Source organism: Roseospira marina (assembly GCF_014197855.1).
GTDB classification, from domain to species: domain Bacteria; phylum Pseudomonadota; class Alphaproteobacteria; order Rhodospirillales; family Rhodospirillaceae; genus Rhodospira; species Rhodospira marina.
The window spans coordinates 129,503-149,295 of the sequence record NZ_JACIGJ010000006.1 but is presented as its reverse complement, the minus strand read 5'-3'; the positions used below and the strand labels follow the sequence as shown (position 1 = coordinate 149,295).

Sequence of the window (19,793 nt, the reverse complement as noted above, 5' to 3'; positions counted from 1 at the left end):
ACATGGCGGTCTGGATCGTCGGGCAGCGGCCGTTCGCCGGGACACTGCGGTCCAGCGCCGCCAGCCGAAACGGACCGGCTGACGACACTGTACGGTTTTAGAGCACGGCGCGTGATATGTGGATCACGCGCCGTGCTTGGGGCGCGCTCCCCTCGTACGGGGGAGGCCGATCAGGGCTCGCCGACCCGCTCAATCACGCCGCAGGCGATGCGCGGTCCGGCGGCACCCGAGGGCTGGCTTTCATAGTCGTCGGCGCCGTCATGCAGCACGACGGCCGCGCCATCGGAATCGAACAACGCGGCGTCCCCGAGCCAAAGGCCCTCGTCCACCGACAGCCGCTGGAGGAAGAACTCCGCGTCGAGCCGGCCGTCGTCGTGCACCGTCACGTTGGGCAGATCCCCGGGATGCGGGCCGCGCGCGTCCAAGACCCCGTGCGCATGGCCGCCGGCCAAATGCCCGCCGGCCGACTTGAAGTCGGTGTCCGCATCGCAGGTGCCCGTCTCATGGATATGGAAGCCATGGCGTCCGGGCGGCACGTCCGTGGCGTGCGCAGCCACCCAGAGCATGCCGGACGGCGTTTCGTGGAACGACACCGTGCCCAGCACCTGTCCCTCCGGGGTGCGGAGTTCGGCCGTGGCCTCGGCCTTGCCCTGCATGACCTCCTCGGTGCTCGAGGCCGCGGCGTCCGCGGCCAGGGCGGGACTGGAGGCGACGACGAAGAGGGCCGCCAGCCCGGCGGCACACGTGGGCGCGGCCCACTTGGGCATTGTCGTGGTCAGCATGGTCATCCTCGTTTTTGCGAGACACAGACACTCCGGCATCCCGGCCTCGATCCAAGGCCCGGGAGGCGCAGAGCTATCGCAGGAACGCAGGATGGCGACCGAAGGTTCCAGGAATCGCGACCATTGGTGTGCTTCCCTCGATGTTTAGTCCCCGTGTTCCATGTGGGAGTGGCCGGCGTGGCTGTGCTGCAGGGCGTCCGCGGCCTCGACCATCGCGGCGATCTCCAGGGCGCCCAGGCTGGTGTGCAGCGTCAGGTGGACGTGGCCGCCGTGGGGCAGGGGGGCGGTGATGCCGGTGAACCGCAGGGCGACCTCGTCCGGGCGCAGCACCAGATCATGGCCGGGCGCGATCGGGATGGACGGCAACGGGGTGTAGCGGCCCTCGCCGTCCTTCAGCGTGAACCCGACGATCGCTGCCGAGGCCGCCCAGTCGGCCGCGGCGCCGGTCAGGGTGATCGGGGCGTCGCCCGTGTTGTCCAGGTCCATGAACACGACGGCGTCGGGGCCTTGGGTCGCGCGCGTCCAGGGGTGGACGACCCGCAGCGGTCCCAGCGCGAAGGCATGGGCCACGCCGGTCTCATGGTCGTGGGCATGGACGCCGTGATCGTCGGAGGCAGACCCGGCGGGATCGTGATGATCCTCGGCGGCCAGAGCGGGCGCCGTGGTCAGCATCACGATTGCCAGAGCGCGGGACATGCGGGACAGCATCGGACAACCCTTTCATTGTGAGGAGGGCGGGGCGGGGTGTGCGCGGGACGGCTCAGGCGCGCAGCCCGTTGGTGATCGGCTGGCGCAGCAGGACCAGCGCGGGCAGCAGGGACAGCAGGCTGGTGATCGCCAGGAAGGCGGCGGCGAGGTGGACCTCGTTCCAGCCGAGCGAGGCCTGCACCAGAACATCGGTGCGGTGCGTGACCAGCCACGACAGCAGGGTGGCGGCACCCAGGCCCAGCCCAAGACCGAGCGCGGTGCCGGCGGCCAGCAGCGTGACGCCATAGCTCCATATCACGGCGATGACGAAGCGGCGCGGCGCCCCCAGGGCCCGCAGCATGGCGGTCTGACGCTGGAACAACCGGGTCAGGATGGACAGGCCAAGCAGAACCGACGCCGCAACCAGGACCTGCGTCAGGCCCGACATCACCGACATGGCCTGACGCACGTCACCCATGATCCGGTACAGGTTGGCGAGCACGGTGCCGGGGAAGAAGGCCATGGTCTCGTTGTCGCGGCTGAACTCGGACTTCAGGGCGTAGTTGGCCCACAGCGCCGAGGTATGGACCACGATGGCGGGCGTGCCGGGGAACAGGTCGGGATCGAACGGCGGGCCGATCTGGTCGCCCGCGCTCAGCGGATGCCCGTTGGCCAGCCCGTGGACCATCCACACGGCCTCGATCGGGATCAGGATGGCGGTGTCCCACGGCGTGCCGGTGCGGGCCATTTTGCCGACCACGGTGAAGCGCACGCCCTCGTGCGCCCCCTGTTCGGCGGCGGCGCCGTGTCCATGGGCGGGCGTGAACGTGTCCCCAAGCGCCACCGGCGCGGCGGCGCCGGCCACCGCCTCGAACGGGTCGGTCCACAGGTGGCCGGTGATGCGGTCGTCGCTGAGATAGGTCGCGAAATCGGCGATGGTTCCGACCACCGACGATCCCTTGTAGCTGTCGCCGAAGGCCAGCGGCGCGGCGATCTCGACGTTCTCGTGGGTGGCGATGGCGGTGTAGGTCGCCCCCGACAGCAGCGGCACGTCGGACGGTTGCAGGAACACCGCCGCCAACAGCATCGTCATCTCCGAGCCCGGGGCGGCCACCACCAGATCGAACTTGTCGGCGGCCTGCGCCATGCCGATGCGCAAGCCGCGCTCCTGCGCGATCAGGCCGATGCTCATGCCGACGGACAGCGCGATCAACAGCACGAAGACGAGGTTGGCCCAGCGGAAGCGGCGCAGCAGGGCGCCGATCAACGGGCCGGGTGCGTACCCCCGCAGGACAATGGCGGCGATCAGCAGCACCGGCAGCAGAAGGCCCACGAGGAGGAGCGCGTCCTGCGCCAGCGGGGGCAGTTGGTACCAGAGGTCTTCCATCACGCGGTCTCCCTCGCCGTCCTCGCCGCGCCGACGGTGTCCTCGGGGACCAGACCGCCGTCCTGGAGGGTGATGACCTGATCCATCCGCTCCAGCAGCGCCGGGTCATGACTGACCGCGACCAGCGTGGTGCCGCGCGCGCGGGCCAACTCCGCCAGATCGTCGATCAGGCGGTCGGCGGCTTCGCGGTGCAGGCTGGCGGTCGGCTCGTCGGCCAGCAGGACCGGCGCGTCCGCCGCCAGCGCCCGGGCCACGGCCACGCGCTGGCGCTCCCCGCCGGAAAACGTGGCGACGGGGCGCGGGGTCTCGGGCAGGCCGAGTTGCTCGAGCAGGGACGCGGCCCGGGCGCGCAGCGGCGCGCGGCGGCGGCGGGGATGGAACATGGCCGTCAGCGTCGCATTGGCCATCGGGCCCAATTCGTCGAACAGCAGGAAATCCTGAAAGATCATGCCGATGGTCTCGGCGCGGAAGCGGGTGCGGGCTTCCGTCCGCAGGCTCAGCAGATCGGTGTCCTCCCACGCGACGCGGCCCCGGGCGCCGTGCATGAGGCCCGCGATGGCGTAGAGAAAGGTCGACTTGCCCGCGCCCGACGGGCCGCGCACCCCAAGGCGGGCGCCGGCCGGCAGCGACAGGGTGTCGAGGCGGAGAAGAACGCGGCCGTCGGGGCCGGGCACCTCCAGCCCCTCGACGCGCAGCGACAATCCCATGCCTCAGGTCCTTTCGTAGCGGGCGTTGCCCAGGCGCACCTTGGACCAGAACCCGGTATCGGGGTCTGTGAACTCGCCCAGATCCAGCGTGCCCGTGGCCGTGATCGGCACGTTGAAGGGCACCACGTCGACGGTACGCCGCGTGTAGACCGGCAGGATGGTGCGGGGCCATTCGACGCCCGGCTCGCAGAACGGGCAGGTGGCCATGGGCATCTTGGTCAGGACGAAAAAGCGTGCGTCGGCCTTCAGGGGCGGCGCCATGTAGCCCTCGACCGTGATCCTCCGGCCCTCGTTCGCCAGGGCGAGGTCGGAGAACGAGCGGTCCTTGTTGTACAGCTCGCGCAGCTTGATGGGCGCTTCGGCAGCGCGCGAGGCCTGCCAGGGCAGGGCGCAGGCGCCAACGAGCGCGCTGGTGCCGACGAGAAAGACGCGGCGGGTGAGCATGGCGGCCTCCGTCAAACAGCGTCCAACAACACACGGCGTCAAACGGGTGCGGAGGGCCCGGGAGCCCTCCGCGGTCTGAGGTATGCGGGTGCGCTTATTCGCCGTTGTTCACGGCGTAGTTCATGACGTGGAAGATGTAGTTCTGCTCGATGGTGCCGTCGAACAGGTGCGCCCACGGGCCCTTGGCGTACAGGGCCACGTCCACGCCCGAATGCGATTCGGAGCTCTTCGGGATCAGGACCTGCTGGGTGTAGTCCAGGTCCTGCGCCTCATCCTGCGTGATCTCCGGGCGACCCTCGGGGGCGGTGTAGGTGCCGTCCGCCTGCTCGATCATCACGGAGGAGGCGCCGTTCAGGTAGCCCACCACGGTGTACGGCTTGCCGTCGGAGGCCAGCACCGGCTCATCGGCGTGCATGATGCCTTCGTTGGCGACGTCGTAGCACAGGCCGTCGATCGGGGTGCCGCGCCCGCAGTAGCCGTTCATGGCGATGGCGTGCTCATGGTCGGCGGTGACGATGATCAGGGTGTCCGCGTCGTCCGTCATCTCGTCGGCCAGGGCGATGGCGTCGGCGAAGGCCTTGCCGTCGATCATGGCGCGCTTGGCGTTGGTGGCGTGGTTGGCGTGGTCGATGCGGCCCGCCTCAACCTCAAGGTAAAAGCCGTTCTCGTTCTGGCTGAGGACCTCGATGGCCTTCTGGGTCATGTCGGCCAGCGAAGGCTCGCTCTCCGGACGGTCCGCCTCGTAGGAGGCGTGGCTATCGCTCCACAGACCCAGGATCGGCGCGTCGGTGCCGGCGGCCGCGAGGCCGGCCATATCCGCCACCACCTGAATGCCGTCCGCCTGGGCGCGTTCGATCAGATTGACGTCGTTCTCGCGGCGGCCCGACCCGCCGTTCGGGGTTTCGACGCCCTTCGGCACGAAGTAGCGCGCGCCGCCGCCCAGCGCGACGTCGACCGTGCCGGCCTCCATGGCGTCGATGAGCTGGGTCGCGATGTCCTTCGAATTGGTGCACTCGGCCGGCACGTCGCCTTCCCAGTTGCGGTACGCGGTCTTTGCGTACACCGCCGCCGGGGTGGCGTGGGTCAGGCGCGCGGTGGTGGCGATGCCGACCGACTTGCCGGCGTCGGTCACCAACTCAGAGAACAGCGTCAGCGCGTTGTCGGCCTCGGTGGTGCAATCCTCGGTGATGGCGTTCTCACCCAGGTTGATCAGGTTGAAGCGCTGCTTGACGCCGGTGTTCATTGAGCCGGCGGTCGGGGCGGAGTCCGGGGTCTGGGCGTTGATGTTGTAGGTCTTCACCAGCGCCAGCTCGGGGAAGGCTTCCTGCGGCTGCACGTAGTCGTCGCCCAGGCCGCCCGCCTGCTGGCCCGCCCACAGGCGGTTCATGTAGTTCGACGCGACACCGTTGCCGTCGCCGATGAACAGGATGACGTTCCGGGCGCGGTGGGTGTTGGGCGTCTCGCCCAGGCGCTGCTGCAGCGCGGCCTCGGCGTCGGTGTACATTTGGCTGCCCGACTGCGCGACATCCTGAGCGAACGCCGTGCCGCTGATAGCGACCGTCGCGAGCAGGGATACACTAAGGCGATGGAACATACCCGTCTCGTCCTCTGATGTGATGGGTCCGAAAGGTGATGGATTGGTTCTCGTGTTCGTTCCGAGGAAACGTCACGTGTATTACAGAAATAAACGTCCCCAATATGCGCGGTACTCCTTTAGAGATCTGCACAGAGAGTCCAAGGGCCACGTTCTTCCTAAATCAATATAACCCCATGGCACCCACAATGCTTCCGGTTCCGCGCCATAGGCGGGTGCCGAGACACTGTGGTCTGCCTGAGTCTTGAAGGATTTTCTGTGTAATCCCCGGTCCGGCGAAAGGGTGGCAACGATCGGGAAAGGGGGCAAAAGAAGTTTCTGTGAACCGCCCCGGGCATGCGGCGAGCGTGGGGCGGGCGGTCCCGGGGGCGTCCTGATGCGCCCAATCGTCGCGGCGTTTGCCCGCACGGACGACCGCCGCCCTGGGTCCAAAGGATCGCATCGTACTATCGCAGTTAGCGTATCATATACGATTACTTTACCCGAAATGGGTATACGGGTGGCGTCGGCTGCCAGTTCCAGCCATTAAAGATTGCACACACGCGCGCAAAACCATCACTCAGTCGGTTGGGCTCCCAGGCGGGATGCCGGGACCATGACACCGGGGGCCTGTGACACCACAGCCCAGGGGTGCCGTGATCCGGGGCCGGTTGCGGACAGGGTCCGCTCTATATGCGGGTTCTTCTGCGCCAGGCATACACTTCGGGTCGGTCAGGAGTCGGGCGATGCAGGCCGTTTTGCGCTCCCGGATGCGAGGCGCCGCTTATGTCTCACGCGCCGCCGTGGCCTCGCTGTCGATCAACATTTTATCGCTCTCGCTGCCAATATTCATCCGTAAAGTGTACGACCGAATCATTCCCAATCAGGCGGAGACGACCGCGCTGCTTCTGGCGTCGGGCGTCGGGACCGCCCTCGCTTTGGAAACGCTGCTGAAGGTCGGCCGCGCCCAAATCCTGGGGCCGGTGGCGTCGCGCTACGAGGCCGTGACGACCGTTGCGGCGGCGCGCCACCTGCTGGCCGCCAACCTCGCCGCGTTCGAGCGGGTTTCTCCCGGTCGTCATCTGGAGCGCCTGTCGGCGATCCCCCGCCTGCGCGACCATGGCTCAGGGCAGGCGCTGCTGCCGGTCTACGACATTCCGTTTCTGTTCGCGTTCCTGGCCCTGATCTGGGTGCTCGGCGGCGTGCTGGTCGTGGTGCCGATGGTCGGGTTTCTGGTGCTGGCCGTGGCGGCCCTACCGGCCGGGGTGCAGTCGCGTCGGGCCCTGCAGGCCGCCGCCGACACCGACGATGTCCGCTATGACTTTCTGATCGCGACCCTGACCGGGTTGCAGGCGCTGAAGATCATGGCCGCCGAGCGGCTTTTGCTGCGCCGGTACGAGGCGCTGCAGCGGCGCCGCCTGGCGGCGCAGGGCACGGCCTATATGGCCGGTTAGCGGTTTTCGGAATTCGGCCGCCTGGTGGTGCAGCTTGCCACCATCGCGACCATCGGCTTCGGCAGCACCCTGGTGCTGAGCGGCGCCATCTCGGTGGGGGCCCTGTCGGCCTGCACGCTGATCGTCGGGCGCTTTCTGGCGCAGAGCCAGACCCTGGTGCAGATCTCGTCCCGCGTTCAGGTGACCCTAACGCCGCCCCCGAACGACGCGACGGACGTGACGCCGTGGCCTATCGGCGGTGGCGGGCCATCAAGCGGGTGATCGCCTCGTACCGGCTTCCGCCGGCCTCGATCCCGGTCCCGGTTCTCGGGGACGAGGCGTAGCGCGCGGCCCACCCCCGGCCCAAGGCCCCGTAATCTTACGCTCCGCGAATTTCGGCGGACACCGCCGCCATGGCGTTCAGGAGCGTCTGAACCGCCGGATCGAGCGTGGCGGCGTCCGCCAGTCCTTCCGGCGCGGTTCCGTTGGCCAGCGTCTCCACCCGGCGGGCCACGGTCGAGATGGTCTCGTGCCCCAGGGTCTGGCCCCGTCCGGTCAGGCGGTGCGCGATCGAGGCCAGTGCGACCCAGGCCGGGGCCGCCGGGTCGGGCGCGCCACCAAGACTGTGTCGCAACATCGCGATGGCCGCGCCATCCTGATCCAGGCGGTCGGCGAACTCGCGCTGGAACTCCGCCAGAAGATCGTCGTCGTCGTCCATCACGGGGACTCCTCGGACCACAGGGCGCGGAGGTGATTGCCCAACTCGCGCGGCTCGTAGGGCTTGGTCATCACGCCCAGGGCGCCGAGAGCCTTGAAGCGCGCGACCTCCTCGGGTTGGGCCTTGGCGGTGATGAAGACCACGGGCGTCTCCCGCGTGGCGGGCAACGCGCGCAGGCGGGCGAAGGTCTCCGGCCCGTCGAGCCCCGGCATCATGACGTCGAGAAGGATCAGGTCGGGCGCGCACTCCGGTGCCAGGGTCAGCGCCTCCTCGCCGGAGCCGGCCACATGGACCTCGAAGCCGCCGAACTTTTCCAGGGCGATGCGGCCGACCTTCTGGAGCATAACCTCATCGTCGACATAGAGGATGCGACGCAGTTCACGACTCATGCGCGGTGTCCTTGCTCAGAGTGGCCGCCTCCGGGAACAGGCGGTCGATCACATCCCGGATGCGCTCCACGATGGCGCGTTCGCTTTCCCGGCCCTTCGTCAGCACGGCGGCGGTAGGGGGCATGTCGGGGGGGAGGTCGTCCTGGCCGGTCAGGATGATGAGCGGCGGGGTGCCGCCCTGGCCGTCGTGAAGGACGCTCACAAGCTCCAGGCCGTTGCCGTCGTGCAGCCCGAGGTCGAGGATGGCCACGTCATAGGTGTGCTGCTCGGCAAGGCGCAGGCCCTCCTCCAGGCTGCCGGCGCTGGTGATGCGGGCGCGTTCCGACAGCATATGGGCCACGATCAGGCGGATGGCCTCATTGTCCTCCAGGTGGAAGGCGTGGATCGTCGTGGGACCGCGCCGCTCCTCGCGCAGGGGGAAGTCGACGTAGAAGGTGGCACCCTCGCCTGGGACGCTCTCGAACCCGATGTGGCCGCCCATTTGTTCGGTCAGGGCCTTGGTGATGTTCAGGCCCAAACCCGTGCCGCCCTTGGCGCGCCGGTCCGACGAATCCGCCTGCGCGAACTTTTCGAAAATCCGGTCCTGGAATTCCAAGGCGATGCCCGGTCCCTTGTCCTCGACCGACACGCGGATCCAACCCGGGGTCTCGACCCAGCTCGCCATGCGGACGGTGCCGCCACGGGGCGAGAACTTCACGGCGTTGGAGGCGAGGTTGAGGATGATCTGCTGAAGCCGGTCGAAATCCGCCCAAACGGTCGCGTCGCTCGCCATGTCCACGATCACCGCGACATCATACTGCGCCGCGTAGGGTTCGATGTCCTTGTGGGCGCGTTTCAGCGACTCCTCGATCGACACGAGGTCGCAGTGCAGTTGCAGCTTACCCGCCCCGATCTTTTCGACGTCGAGGATGTCGTTGATGAGCCGGATGAGGCGGTCGGTGCTCTGCTCGGCGATTTCGGTCAGTTCCTTGACGTCGGGATCCAGCGGCCCGAGCATCTCGCTGTTGACCATGTTGAGGGATCCGCGCATGGCGGTCAGGGGGGTCCTCAGCTCATGGCTGACGATGGATACAAACTCGGCTTTCAGGCGCTCTACCTTTTTGATTTCGCTCAGATCCCGCACGACGCCGACGAACATAACCCGACCGGCGAACTCGACGCGGGAGACGGACAGCTCCACCGGGAACACCGTGCCGTCCTTGCGTCGGGCGGGCACCTCGCGTCCCCGCCCGATGATGCGCTCTTCGCCGGTTTGCATGTAACGCCGGATGTAGTCGTCGTGTTTGTTGCGGTGGGTGTTGTCCATCAGGATGCTGATGTTGCGCCCAAGGACCTCCTCGCGCGTGTACCCGAAAATCCGTTCCCCGGCGGGGTTCATGGACGAGACGACGCCGCTGACGTTGATGGTGAAAATGCCGTCGAGGATGTTGTCCAGGATGGCGCGTTGCCGCTGTTCGCTGAACCGCAGCGCCCGTTCCGCGCTGTGTTCGCCGGAGCGGTCCTGCGCGATCACCACATAGCCGCCGGGGCGGCCCTCGTCCCGGTGCAACGTGGAGACCGAGAGAACCACGGGAAGGGTGGAGCCGTCCTTGCGGATGTAGACTCCCTCCAGGGCGCGTCGGCTTTCGCTGAGCATGCGCAGGTCCGAGGGTACGTTGTCGTCCGCCCGGACGTCGGTCGATCGAGACGCCGCCGCATGGCTGTCCGGGTCGTAGTGGCGCGGATCGAGAGTCAGGATGGCCCACAGGCTCATGCGACCGACCACGTCCGCAACGGGATAGCCGAGAAGCCGTTCCGCAGCCTGATTGAAGAACACGATACCGGCGGCGTGGTCGCAGACGATGATCGGCAGGCCGGCGTTTTCAAGGACCGCCTCGCGGAACGACGACAGTTGGCGGGATTCGGCGTCGAGGGCTTTTTCACGTTGAAGGCCGCGCGAGACGAAGCGCTCTGTGGTCCCGATGAAAATAAGCGCAAGGATCAGGATGGCCGTTGCGATGGCGAACGAAGGCAAAACCTCCTTGAAGATCAGGGAATATGGTATGGCTGCAATGGAGTATACGTCGTAGCGGTCGCCTAGTCGTGAAAGTACAATGCTTTGTTCGCCCGTTAGAAAAGACGAGCTGTACTGACGTGTGCTTTCTGTTGGAACAAATTCATAAAATGGGGCAGGCTTCGGAAAATGAACACTAATGGAGGATCGCCCGTAGTTGTTGACAAGAAGGTCGCCTCGGTTTGTGATAAGGGCGATGTTCCCAATAATATCCGATAGAGACCGATTGAAGGTCCCTATAAAGTAATGACTGTCGACAGCAACGCCGACGAGGCCGAGGAAGAGGCCCTGCTCATTAACAATCTCTTTTGATATTGTGAAGACTTCGTCATTTATCAAGCGTGAGAAAATCGCTTCCCCGATATAGATGTCGACACCCTCGTATTTATGAGCCTTGAAATACGCTCGCCCTGAAAAATCAGGGCCGTCCGGGACAACATCGCCCGAGGCATAGTGCATACGACCGTCCGAATCGATAAGCACAAGGCCAGAGGATACCTGCGGAAGCGACGCCATCATGCCGTCGTAATTCTCAAAGACACGCGGCGTTTTTATTATATTCTCAATGCTTCCGTAGCGAAGAACGAGGTCCGCGACTTGCTCCAAAATCAGAATGGGGCCATCCAGCGATCGTTCCAAGTGCTCGTCGGCGAACGAAACGGCGAGGTTGAGCTCCAATTCATGACGATCGACGGCCAGGGAATAGATAACCCAGCAGATGACTGCCCAGGTGGCGATGGAGAGGATGAAGCTACCGGCAAAAAGATGGCGAAAAATACGCGAATACAGTGCAAGCTTCGATGCGGATTCTGAGGAGGCATTCATGTCTTAAGCCCAAGATATCATGGGTGTCGAATGCGTGCCGCACGCAAAGATTTTGATAAATTATAAAGGCAAAAACCTTCATTTTTTGTTAAGTGGTGCGTCTTCTCGGGTTTTTCTTTATAATGCGAATGGGTTTTCTCTTTAAGGTCGTGTTCCGCTATTTGACAGGGCGCCCGGCGCCGCGGTTTGGCGCCATCGCGGTGCCGGTCCCAACCCCGCCGGTCCCAACCCCGCCGGTCCTAACCAAGCGGGGGCTACCGGCGCGGGCCGCGGCGTCTTTCGTCGGCGGATGTTCGGTTTATAGTCGGGCCGGGCGTGCACGCGCGTTCCGCCGCGTTCATCGTCCATGCGTCCACGAGGACGGCGGTCGCGATACAAAGGGCCCCGATAAAAAGGGTCGCGATACAAAAGGAAGCGCATGGCGGTCCCCCCACTTCCCCGCGGTCGCGTGACACCGACGGCGCTGGTGCGCTTGGCGGCCTACGCCCTCGACGCGGGTTTGCCCGCCGTGTTCGGGCTCTGCCTCATGATCGCTGTGGCGCGCGGCGCGTCGGTGGAGGCGTTCGGTGCGTTTGCCCTGGTGCTCGCCATCGCGGGCGTCCAGACGCCGGTGGCCGTGCTCGGTCTGGCCGGCCTGTTCTATGGCCGGGCGGCCTCGCGGCCCTCGGCCTCCAATCGGCTCTACTGGCCCGGCGTCGTGGTGGTGTTGGGGTCGGGGGCCGGCCTGTATATGGCGACGCTGGCCGTCCTGTGGGTCCTGGCGGGGCCCCTGCTGCTTCATCTGTACGCCCTGGCGGGCCTTCGCGTCCTGGGCGCCGCGGCGGAGCCACTGCGGGCGATCTATCAGGCCCGCTCGCGACCCGATGCCTATGTTCCGATCCGGATCGGCACCGTGGCGGTGGCGGCGCTGGTGGCGGCCTTTGCGTTCGTCCTCCAGGCCGATGTCGTCTGGTACGCGGCCATCTGGGGGCTGGAATGGCTGCTGTTCGCCGCTGTGCTGTTGGGGGCGAGCCTGCGACGGGGCATCTGTCCGCCGGTTCGCCACCCGCGTGTGGGGCCGGTGATGGTCAAGGCCGCGCCGCTGCTCGTCCAGGCGATCTGTATCGCGATCTATATGCGCTTTGACCAGATCTACGTGGGCTGGCGCTTTGGCGCCGCCGATCTCAGCGCCTATGCGGCGGCCGCGCGGATCGCGGAGGCGGGAAATATGGCCTACGGTGTCCTCGCCGCGTTTCTCTGCCCCCGCATCATCCGGGAATGGCGGGCGGGCCGGCTCGCGGGGGACACGAAGGCGGTCCTGGTGCTGATCGGTGTCGGCACCGTGGGCGTCTCCGGGGTGGGCGCCCTGTGGGGCGACACCCTGCTGGCGGGGATCTTCGGGCCGGCCTATGCGGCCGGCGGGCTGATCCTGGCCGTGTATGTGCTGTCCACCGGCCTGACGGTGTACAGCACCTTCGGGTCGCGCCTGAACGTGGCACAGGGTGCGACCCTGCCGGGCATGATCTCCGGCCTGGTGGGGGCCGTCAGCAACGTCGGCCTCAGCGTCCTTTTGTGCGAGGTGCAGGGGCCCTTGGGCGCGGCGACGGCGACGGTCTTGAGCTACGGCCTGACCTGCATGGTCCTCTGGTACGCCGTGTGGCGCAGAACATCCATGACCCGCCGTTGATCCGTGCGGTACCGTGGGCTGGGTGCCGTGCGCTCACGCCGGTCCAGTCCGGGGCCTGGCCGGCCCGGCATCGCGGTGGTCTGGGGCGGTCCGTTCGAGAGGGGATGACACGGTCATGCAGGCGAGGCCCAGGCCGAGGCCGAAAACGGTGTATGTGTACGGGGGCAACGATCCGCACTTTCATTCGGGGCGGGCCTCCGCGCTGCTCGCGTCTTTTGCGGCGAGCGACCATGTGGATCCCGATACGCGGGTTCTGCCGCTGAACTACATCCGCACGCGCTACATGCCCGTCACGGTGCTGCGGTATCTCGTGGAGAACCGAGGCGGACGGGCCGGGTTCCTGTTTTCGGACGCCTACCATAACCGGTGTTTGCGCGATGCGCCGGCGTCCGTTCCCGACGGGAGCCTCGTGATAAGCTCTGCGCAGAATGTCGGCGATGTGGGGCGGACGCTTGTTCGGGATAAGGGCGTAAAGCTTTACTTTTATCTGGATGCCACACTGCGTCAGTACTGGGGCGCCGTCGTCGGCACAAAGGGTGCCGATCACCTGCGTCGGTTGCTTGAGAGCGAGCGTTTGAGTTTTAAGGAGGCCGCCGGGTTCTTCGTATATCATGAAGGGGTGGCGGCAGCGCTTCGGGATGATTATGGCGTCCCACGCGATAAGATTGCCGTCATTGGTCGTGGTGTGACCATCCGCCCGGACCACATTGCGGCGGTGCGCCAAGAGGGGCACCAAGAGCCGCGTCCCGCTTCGGATCAGACCCTGACGCTCATGACCGTCGGCAAGGACGCCGCCCGCAAAGGCGTGTTCAAGGTTATTGAGGCGATCGATCGCCTTCCGGAGGCGGAGCGCCGCCGGATACGCTATGTGGTCGCCGGCCCGGACCGGTCTGCGCTGCCGGCCCGGGCGTTCGTCGAGCCGCTCGGCTTTGTGACGGGCGAAGGACGGCGGGCGCTCCTGACCCGGATGCGCCGGGCGGATCTCGGGGTTCTTCTGTCGGAGTGGGAAGGCCTGCCCGGGTCGGTGTACGAGTTCCTGACTCTGGGAACGCCGTGCTGGATGTCGGACCTGCCGCATACGGAGGCTCTGCGGGCGCATCCCGGCGTCGTCTCCGAGCCGCTGCCCATTGATGGCGCGCGCGTCGCGGAGCGCCTGCGCGCGTTCCTGCACGATCCGGCCGCGCTGCGGGACCTGCGCCAGCGCGCGGAGTCTCAGTGGGATGCTTTCACCTGGGGGCCCATCGTCCAGACCATGTCGGACGTCATGGGCACGTCGCGACGGTAACGCCGCGCGACCCTGACCCCGATCCCGAACGGGCCGGATCGGGGCCATCGGGCGCGTGCCGATCCGGATCAGGCGGCCTTATGGGCAGCGACCAGGTAGTTCACGTCCAGATCGCGCGTGATGGACCAGGTGCCGGCCAGCGGGTTGAAGGTCATACCCGACAGGTCGTCCACGGTCAGGCCGCCCGCGCGCAGGCCGGCGGCGAACTCCGACGGCTTGACGAACTTCTTCCAGTCGTGGGTGCCCTTGGGCAGCCAGCGCAGCACGTACTCGGCGCCGAACTTGGCCAGCGCCAGCGCCTTTACGGTCCGGTTCAGCGTGGCCCCGATCAGCAGGCCGCCCGGCTTCACCAGCGCGCCGCAGCTTGCGAGAAAGGCGTCGACGTCGGCGACGTGCTCCACGACCTCCATGGTCAGGACGACGTCATACATCTTGCCCTCGCCCAGCAGCGCTTCGGGTGTGGCGCAGCGGTAGGTCACGTCGACACCGCTCGACTCCGCGTGCACGGCGGCGATCTTGGTGTTCTTCTCGGTCGCGTCGATGCCGGTCACCTCAAAGCCGAGGCGCGCCATGGGCTCGCACAGCAGGCCGCCGCCACACCCGATGTCGAGCAGGCGGAGCCCCGCGAACGGCTGGCGCCCGGTGACGTCGCGGCCGAACCGCGCGGCGGCATGGTCGCGAATATAGGCCAGCCGCGTCGGATTGAAGACATGCAGCGGCTTGAACAGGCCCTCCGGATCCCACCACGTATCGGCCATGGCGGCGAACTTCGCCAGTTCTGCCTCGACCGCGGAGCTTGCGGGAGCGGAGGTGGACGGAGCGGGGGCGGGGGCGGGGGCGGCGTCGGTCATGGCGGCGGCGGTCTCCGGGCAAGGGGCTGCGGTGCGGAGGCGGCGGGCGGCCTTGCCTCCGGTCGGGGGAGCGGGTATGAAGAGGCCGCCCGACGGCCCCGACCCGCGCTCCGCTGTACAGGCCGATGTACAGGGATACGCGAGCGGCGGCAACCGGATCGCCCGCAACGGCGCCGGGCCCGGCGCTCCGCCGGCCCGCGCGGGCTCCATTGCAGAACGGACAGACAGGGATCAGGCCGGCCATGGCGCGTATTGTGATGAAGTTCGGCGGCACCTCGGTCGGCGACATCCAGCGCATCAAATCCGTGGCCCGACGGGTCGCGGACGAGGTGGAGTCCGGAAACGAGGTCGCGGTGGTGGTCTCGGCCATGTCCGGCGACACCAACCGGCTGGTCGGTTTGTGTCGCGAGGTCGCGCCCCTGTATGACGCGCGCGAATACGACGTGGTCGTCTCCACCGGCGAGCAGGTGACCATCGGGCTTCTGGCGATGGCGTTGCAGGACCTGGGGGTGGAGGCGCGCTCCTGGATGGGCTGGCAGATTCCGGTGCGCACCGACGTGGCGCACGGCCGCGCCCGCATCCTGGACATCCAGACCGAGGATCTGATCCAGCGGATGGGACAGGGGCAGGTCGCGGTGGTGGCCGGCTTCCAGGGGATCGGCGATGCCGACGGCCGCGTCACGACATTGGGGCGCGGCGGCTCCGACACCTCCGCGGTGGCCCTGGCGGCCGCGCTGGGGGCCGAGCGCTGCGACATCTACACCGACGTGGACGGGGTCTACACGACCGATCCGCGCATCGTGCCGAAAGCGCGCAAGCTGAACCGCGTCACCTATGAGGAGATGCTGGAGATGGCCTCCCAGGGGGCCAAGGTGCTTCAGACGCGCTCGGTGGAAATGGCAATGAAGCACGGCGTGCGGGTTCAGGTGCGCCACAGCTGGCCCGAATACTGGACCGTGCCCGGAACCCTGGTTTGCGGCGAGGACGAGATCGTGGAAAAGGAACTTGTCAGCGGGATCACCTACAGCCGGGACGAAGCCAAGGTCACCCTGACCAAGGTGTCGGACCTGCCCGGCGTGGCGGCGCGCATCTTCGGCCCGCTGGCCGAGGGCAACATCAACGTGGACATGATCGTCCAGAACGTGTCGGACGACGGCAAGTCGACGGACCTGACGTTTACCGTGCCCACGGGGGACGTGGACAAGGCCGTCAAGCTGCTGGAAGACCGGCGCGACGAACTGGGCTATCAGGCCCTCGCCTCCAACAGCGGGGTCGTCAAGGTCTCGGTCATCGGCGTCGGCATGCGCAGCCACGCCGGCGTCGCCCAGACCATGTTCAAGGCGCTGGCCGACCGGGGCATCAACATCCAGGTCATCACGACCTCGGAAATCAAGATCAGCGTTCTGATCTCCGAGGAGTACACCGAGCTGGCCGTGCGCGCGCTGCACACCGCCTACGGGCTGGACGCCGCTTAACGCCGCGCGGCCGACGCTTGGTATCCGACGTTGCGGGGCGGCCGCGCCGCCCTCTCTTCTCCGTCTGCTGACCCCACTGCCGGACCCACCGCCATGATCGCCACCGAGACCCCGCGTCAGCACCTTGACCGCCTCTGGGCGCGCGGCCGATCCCTTCTCGGCACCGAGACCGCCATCATGGGCGGGGCCATGTCCTGGGTGTCGGAGCGCAATTTGGTGGCGGCCATCTCCAACGCCGGCGGGTTCGGTGTGCTGGCCTGTGGGTCCATGACGCCCGAGCTTCTGACGGCGGAGATCGAGGCGACGCAAGCCCTGACCAGCAAGCCCTTCGGCGTCAACCTGATCACGATGCACCCGCAGCTCGACGCCCTGATCAACGTCTGCCTGCGGCTGGAGGTCGGCCATGTTGTGCTCGCCGGTGGTCTGCCGTCGGGGCCGTCGATCCGCACGCTGAAGGACGGCGGGACCAAGGTGCTGTGCTTCGCGCCCGCCACGGCCCTGGCGCGCAAGCTGATCAAGTCGGGTGTCGACGGCCTCATCATTGAGGGCACGGAGGCCGGCGGCCACATCGGTCCGGTTTCGACCAGCGTGCTGGCCCAGGAGATCCTGCCCGCGGTCGGCGAGATCGTACCCGTGTTCGTGGCCGGCGGCATCGGCCGGGGCGAGGCCATCGTGTCCTATCTGGAGATGGGCGCGGCCGGTGTGCAACTCGGCACCCATTTCGTTTGCGCGACCGAAAGCATCGCGCATCCGAAGTTCAAGGCCGCCTTCATCAAGGCGAACGCCCGCGACGCCATGCCGACGGTGCAGGTCGATCCGCGATTCCCGGTGATTCCGGTGCGCGCGCTGCGCAACAAGGGCACGGATCTGTTCATGCAGACCCAGCGCGATGTGATTGGCCGCTTCCAGGCCGGCGAGATGGACCAGAAGACCGCCCAGCTTGAAATCGAGCACTTCTGGGCCGGCGCGCTGCGCCGCGCCGTGATCGACGGCGACGTGGAGAACGGATCCCTCATGGCGGGCCAGAGTGTCGGCCTTGTGAAGGAGGAACTGCCCACCCGGGTCATCATCGAGACGTTGGTGACCCAGGCCGAAGCCGCGCTGGCCCAGCGATCGACCGGCGTCACGGCGGCGCCGGCCCCCGACCGTCCGCTTGCCGATCCCGTTCCCTGATGCCCTTCTCGGACGCCACGGGCCGGCGCCTGCTGGGGCGCCTGCGGGAATACATGGCCGGCGGCGGCACGGTGCAGGAGCGTCTTGACCGCACGGTCCGTCTGATCGCCGAGGAACTCCGCTCTGACGTGTGCTCATGCTACGTGATGCGCGCGGGCGAGGTCCTGGAGCTGTTCGCGACCGAGGGCCTGTCGCAGACCGCCGTTCACGTCACCCGTCTGCGGGTCAGTGAGGGCTTGGTGGGCGAGATCGCCGCCCGCGCCCGCCCGCTGAACGCCCCCAATGCGTGGGACCATCCCAGCTTCGCCTACCGCCCGGAAACCGGCGAGGACGTCTACGCCTCGCTCATGGGCGTGCCGATGATCCGGGGCGGGCAGGTGATCGGTGTGCTCGTGGTGCAGAACCGCGACCGGCGTGCCTATCAGGACATCGAGGTCGAGACGCTGGAGACGGTGGCCATGGTGCTGGCCGAGCTGCTGGCCGGCACCGACCTGATTCCGCGCGACGAACTGGGGCCTGTTACCGGCAACGCGGTGCTGCCGTTCCGGATGGAGGGGCTGGCGCTGAACCCGGGCGCGGTCATCGGCACCGCCGTCTATCACCGGCCTAAGGTGCATATCGAGCGCCTGATCAGCGACGATCCGGAGGAGGAGCTCCGCCGTCTGCGCGAGGCGCTGAAGGCGTTGCGCCAGTCCCTGGACGAGTTGATTCAGACCCATGTCGACCTGAGTGGCGACTACCGCGAGGTTCTGGAAGCCTACCGGATGTTCGCCGACGACGCCGGGTGGGTGTCGCGCATCTCCGACGCCATCCGCTCCGGCCTGACGGCCGAGGCCGCCGTCCGCAAGGTGGACGACGACATGAAGGTGCGCTTGGCCCAGGCTAGCGATCCCTATATCCGCGAGCGGTTGCACGACCTGGAGGATTTGGCGAACCGGCTGTTGTTGCACCTGACGGGGCAGGGCATGACCTCGGCCCAGGGTGAGTTGCCCGAGGACACGATCCTGATCTGCCGGTCGCTCGGACCGGCGGAGCTTCTGGACTACCCCCGGGGCTTTGTGCGCGGCGTGCTGATGGAGGAAGGCGCGCCCACCATGCACGCCGTGATCGTGGCGCGGGCGCTCGATATACCGGTCATCGGCCGGCTTGACGGCGTGTTCAGCCGCATCGCGCCCTTCGACACCGTGGCGCTGGACGCCGGCAACGGGCAGATTTTCGTCCGGCCGAGCGACGATCTGCGCGAGACCTTCAGCGAGAGCGTCGCCTCGCGGCAGGCCCGCCGCCAGGCCTATCTGGCGGAGCGGGACCGGCCGTTCGAGACCCGGGACGGTGTGCCGGTTCGGATCCTGATGAACGCCGGCCTGCTGATGGACATGGGCCATCTGGAGGATACCGGCGCCATGGGCGTTGGCTTGTACCGGACCGAACTGCCGTTCATGGCCCGGCCCAGCCTGCCCGACGTCGCGACGCAGACGGTTCTGTACCAGAAGATCCGGGACCAGGCGGCCGGCCGGCCGGTGGTGTTCCGTACCCTGGACGTGGGCGGGGACAAGCTGCTGCCGTACTGGAGCAGCGACGGCGAGGACAATCCGGCGATGGGCTGGCGCTCCATCCGGATCACGCTGGACCGCCCGGCGGTGCTGCGTGCCCAGGTGCGCGCGCTGCTGCGCGCCAGCGCGGGCGCGGATCTGGACATGATGTTTCCGATGATCGCCACGGTGGCGGAGTTCGAACAGGCGCGGCGGCTGCTGGACGTCGAGGTGGCCCGCGAGCGCGCGCGCGGCGGGGCCTTGCCCAGCGCCATTCGGGTGGGAACCATGCTGGAGGTGCCGGCGCTGCTGTATCAGTTCCCGGAATTGTTGCGGAAGGTGGACTTTGTGTCGGTCGGCAGCAACGACCTGCTTCAGTTCCTGTTCGCCACGGATCGCGGCAATCCCCGCGTTTCCTCGCGCTACGACACGGTGTCGGTGCCGGTGTTGCGCCTGCTCCGGCAGGTGCGCGAGCAGTGCGACGCGGCCGGCAAGCCGGTGACCGTATGCGGCGAAATGGCGGGGCGACCGCTGGAGGCGATGACCTTGATCGGACTGGGATTCCGAAGCCTGTCGATGGCCGCGCCGGGCATCGGGCCGGTGAAGCACATGCTGCGCTCCATGGATTTCGGCGAGGTCAAGCGCTACGTCAACGCACTGGTCGAGTCCTCGGATCCGAACCCGCGCCGGGCGCTGCGGGCCTTCGCGCGCGACCATGGCATCAAAATCGACTAGGTCGCGCGGACACCCCGCGGCGTCTGGCGGAATTCCGGCCCAAACGGAAAGGCTTTTCGTCTTCCGGGCTGGTACGGTATA

At 67.2% G+C, this 19,793-nt stretch carries 17 protein-coding genes; 7 read left to right on the top strand and 10 right to left on the bottom strand.

Annotated elements, in window-relative coordinates; genetic code table 11:
- Positions 1–170: 170 nt before the first annotated feature.
- The 6 genes from GGD82_RS10065 to GGD82_RS10040 all read right to left on the bottom strand — a co-directional run bounded on the left by GGD82_RS10065 (position 171) and on the right by GGD82_RS10040 (position 5,601).
- On the bottom strand, positions 171–782 hold the full coding sequence (locus tag GGD82_RS10065) for a superoxide dismutase family protein (RefSeq protein ID WP_211364719.1): 612 nt from the start codon (positions 780–782) through the stop codon (positions 171–173).
- Positions 783–926: 144 nt separating this feature from the next.
- Positions 927–1,478, bottom strand: a complete 552-nt coding sequence (locus tag GGD82_RS10060) for a copper chaperone PCu(A)C (protein WP_221240761.1) — start codon at positions 1,476–1,478, stop codon at positions 927–929.
- Between the two features lie 64 nt (positions 1,479–1,542).
- Entirely contained in the window at positions 1,543–2,856 is a 1,314-nt protein-coding gene (locus GGD82_RS10055) for an FtsX-like permease family protein (RefSeq protein ID WP_150061506.1), read from the bottom strand.
- Positions 2,856–3,563: an ATP-binding cassette domain-containing protein gene (locus tag GGD82_RS10050; RefSeq protein WP_150061507.1), complete on the bottom strand. Its 708-nt coding sequence runs from the start codon at positions 3,561–3,563 to the stop codon at positions 2,856–2,858. The genes GGD82_RS10055 and GGD82_RS10050 overlap by 1 nt, the downstream gene beginning before the upstream one ends.
- A 3-nt stretch (positions 3,564–3,566) precedes the next feature.
- Complete coding sequence (locus GGD82_RS10045) at positions 3,567–4,007, bottom strand: hypothetical protein (protein ID WP_150061508.1); 441 nt, start codon at positions 4,005–4,007, stop codon at positions 3,567–3,569.
- Between the two features lie 94 nt (positions 4,008–4,101).
- Positions 4,102–5,601 (bottom strand): alkaline phosphatase, encoded by a 1,500-nt coding sequence (locus GGD82_RS10040; protein WP_150061509.1) that lies wholly within the window; start codon positions 5,599–5,601, stop codon positions 4,102–4,104.
- Positions 5,602–6,326: 725 nt separating this feature from the next.
- Between GGD82_RS10040 and GGD82_RS10035 the strand changes: the two genes are divergently transcribed.
- Positions 6,327–7,034 carry an ABC transporter transmembrane domain-containing protein gene (locus GGD82_RS10035; RefSeq protein WP_150061510.1) on the top strand — a complete coding sequence of 236 codons (708 nt, stop codon included), beginning with the start codon at positions 6,327–6,329 and terminating at the stop codon, positions 7,032–7,034.
- Between the two features lie 24 nt (positions 7,035–7,058).
- Entirely contained in the window at positions 7,059–7,295 is a 237-nt protein-coding gene (locus GGD82_RS10030) for a hypothetical protein (RefSeq protein WP_150061511.1), read from the top strand.
- Positions 7,296–7,392: 97 nt separating this feature from the next.
- Here GGD82_RS10030 and GGD82_RS10025 read toward each other — a convergent pair whose 3' ends face one another.
- The 3 genes from GGD82_RS10025 to GGD82_RS10015 are packed head-to-tail and all read right to left on the bottom strand — an operon-like array spanning position 7,393 to position 10,998.
- Entirely contained in the window at positions 7,393–7,731 is a 339-nt protein-coding gene (locus GGD82_RS10025; RefSeq protein WP_150061512.1) for an Hpt domain-containing protein, read from the bottom strand.
- Complete coding sequence (locus GGD82_RS10020; RefSeq protein WP_150061513.1) at positions 7,731–8,120, bottom strand: response regulator; 390 nt, start codon at positions 8,118–8,120, stop codon at positions 7,731–7,733. The genes GGD82_RS10025 and GGD82_RS10020 overlap by 1 nt, the downstream gene beginning before the upstream one ends.
- Positions 8,110–10,998, bottom strand: coding sequence for a PAS domain S-box protein (locus GGD82_RS10015; protein ID WP_150061514.1), 2,889 nt, complete (start codon positions 10,996–10,998; stop codon positions 8,110–8,112). The genes GGD82_RS10020 and GGD82_RS10015 overlap by 11 nt, the downstream gene beginning before the upstream one ends.
- Positions 10,999–11,416: 418 nt before the next feature.
- Between GGD82_RS10015 and GGD82_RS10010 the strand changes: the two genes are divergently transcribed.
- Together GGD82_RS10010 and GGD82_RS10005 are read left to right on the top strand one after the other, a co-directional pair.
- Positions 11,417–12,664 carry an oligosaccharide flippase family protein gene (locus GGD82_RS10010; protein WP_150061515.1) on the top strand — a complete coding sequence of 416 codons (1,248 nt, stop codon included), beginning with the start codon at positions 11,417–11,419 and terminating at the stop codon, positions 12,662–12,664.
- 148 nt (positions 12,665–12,812) lie between these two features.
- Positions 12,813–13,949, top strand: coding sequence for a glycosyltransferase family 4 protein (locus GGD82_RS10005; RefSeq protein ID WP_170284184.1), 1,137 nt, complete (start codon positions 12,813–12,815; stop codon positions 13,947–13,949).
- Positions 13,950–14,017: 68 nt separating this feature from the next.
- On the opposite strand, the gene ubiG is transcribed toward GGD82_RS10005, so the two are convergent.
- On the bottom strand, positions 14,018–14,800 hold the full coding sequence (gene ubiG / locus GGD82_RS10000; RefSeq protein WP_150061517.1) for a bifunctional 2-polyprenyl-6-hydroxyphenol methylase/3-demethylubiquinol 3-O-methyltransferase UbiG: 783 nt from the start codon (positions 14,798–14,800) through the stop codon (positions 14,018–14,020).
- Positions 14,801–15,042: 242 nt separating this feature from the next.
- Here ubiG and GGD82_RS09995 point away from each other — a divergent pair, with 242 nt between their 5' ends.
- The 3 genes from GGD82_RS09995 (at position 15,043) to ptsP (ending at position 19,712) form a co-directional block, all read left to right on the top strand.
- On the top strand, positions 15,043–16,275 hold the full coding sequence (locus tag GGD82_RS09995) for an aspartate kinase (protein WP_150061518.1): 1,233 nt from the start codon (positions 15,043–15,045) through the stop codon (positions 16,273–16,275).
- A gap of 93 nt (positions 16,276–16,368) precedes the next feature.
- The gene (locus tag GGD82_RS09990) at positions 16,369–17,448 is read left to right on the top strand and encodes an NAD(P)H-dependent flavin oxidoreductase (RefSeq protein ID WP_150061519.1); all 1,080 of its coding nucleotides are present in this window, start codon (positions 16,369–16,371) and stop codon (positions 17,446–17,448) included.
- On the top strand, positions 17,448–19,712 hold the full coding sequence (ptsP, locus tag GGD82_RS09985; RefSeq protein WP_150061520.1) for a phosphoenolpyruvate--protein phosphotransferase: 2,265 nt from the start codon (positions 17,448–17,450) through the stop codon (positions 19,710–19,712). Before GGD82_RS09990 ends, ptsP begins: the two co-directional genes overlap by 1 nt.
- Positions 19,713–19,793: the final 81 nt, after the last annotated feature.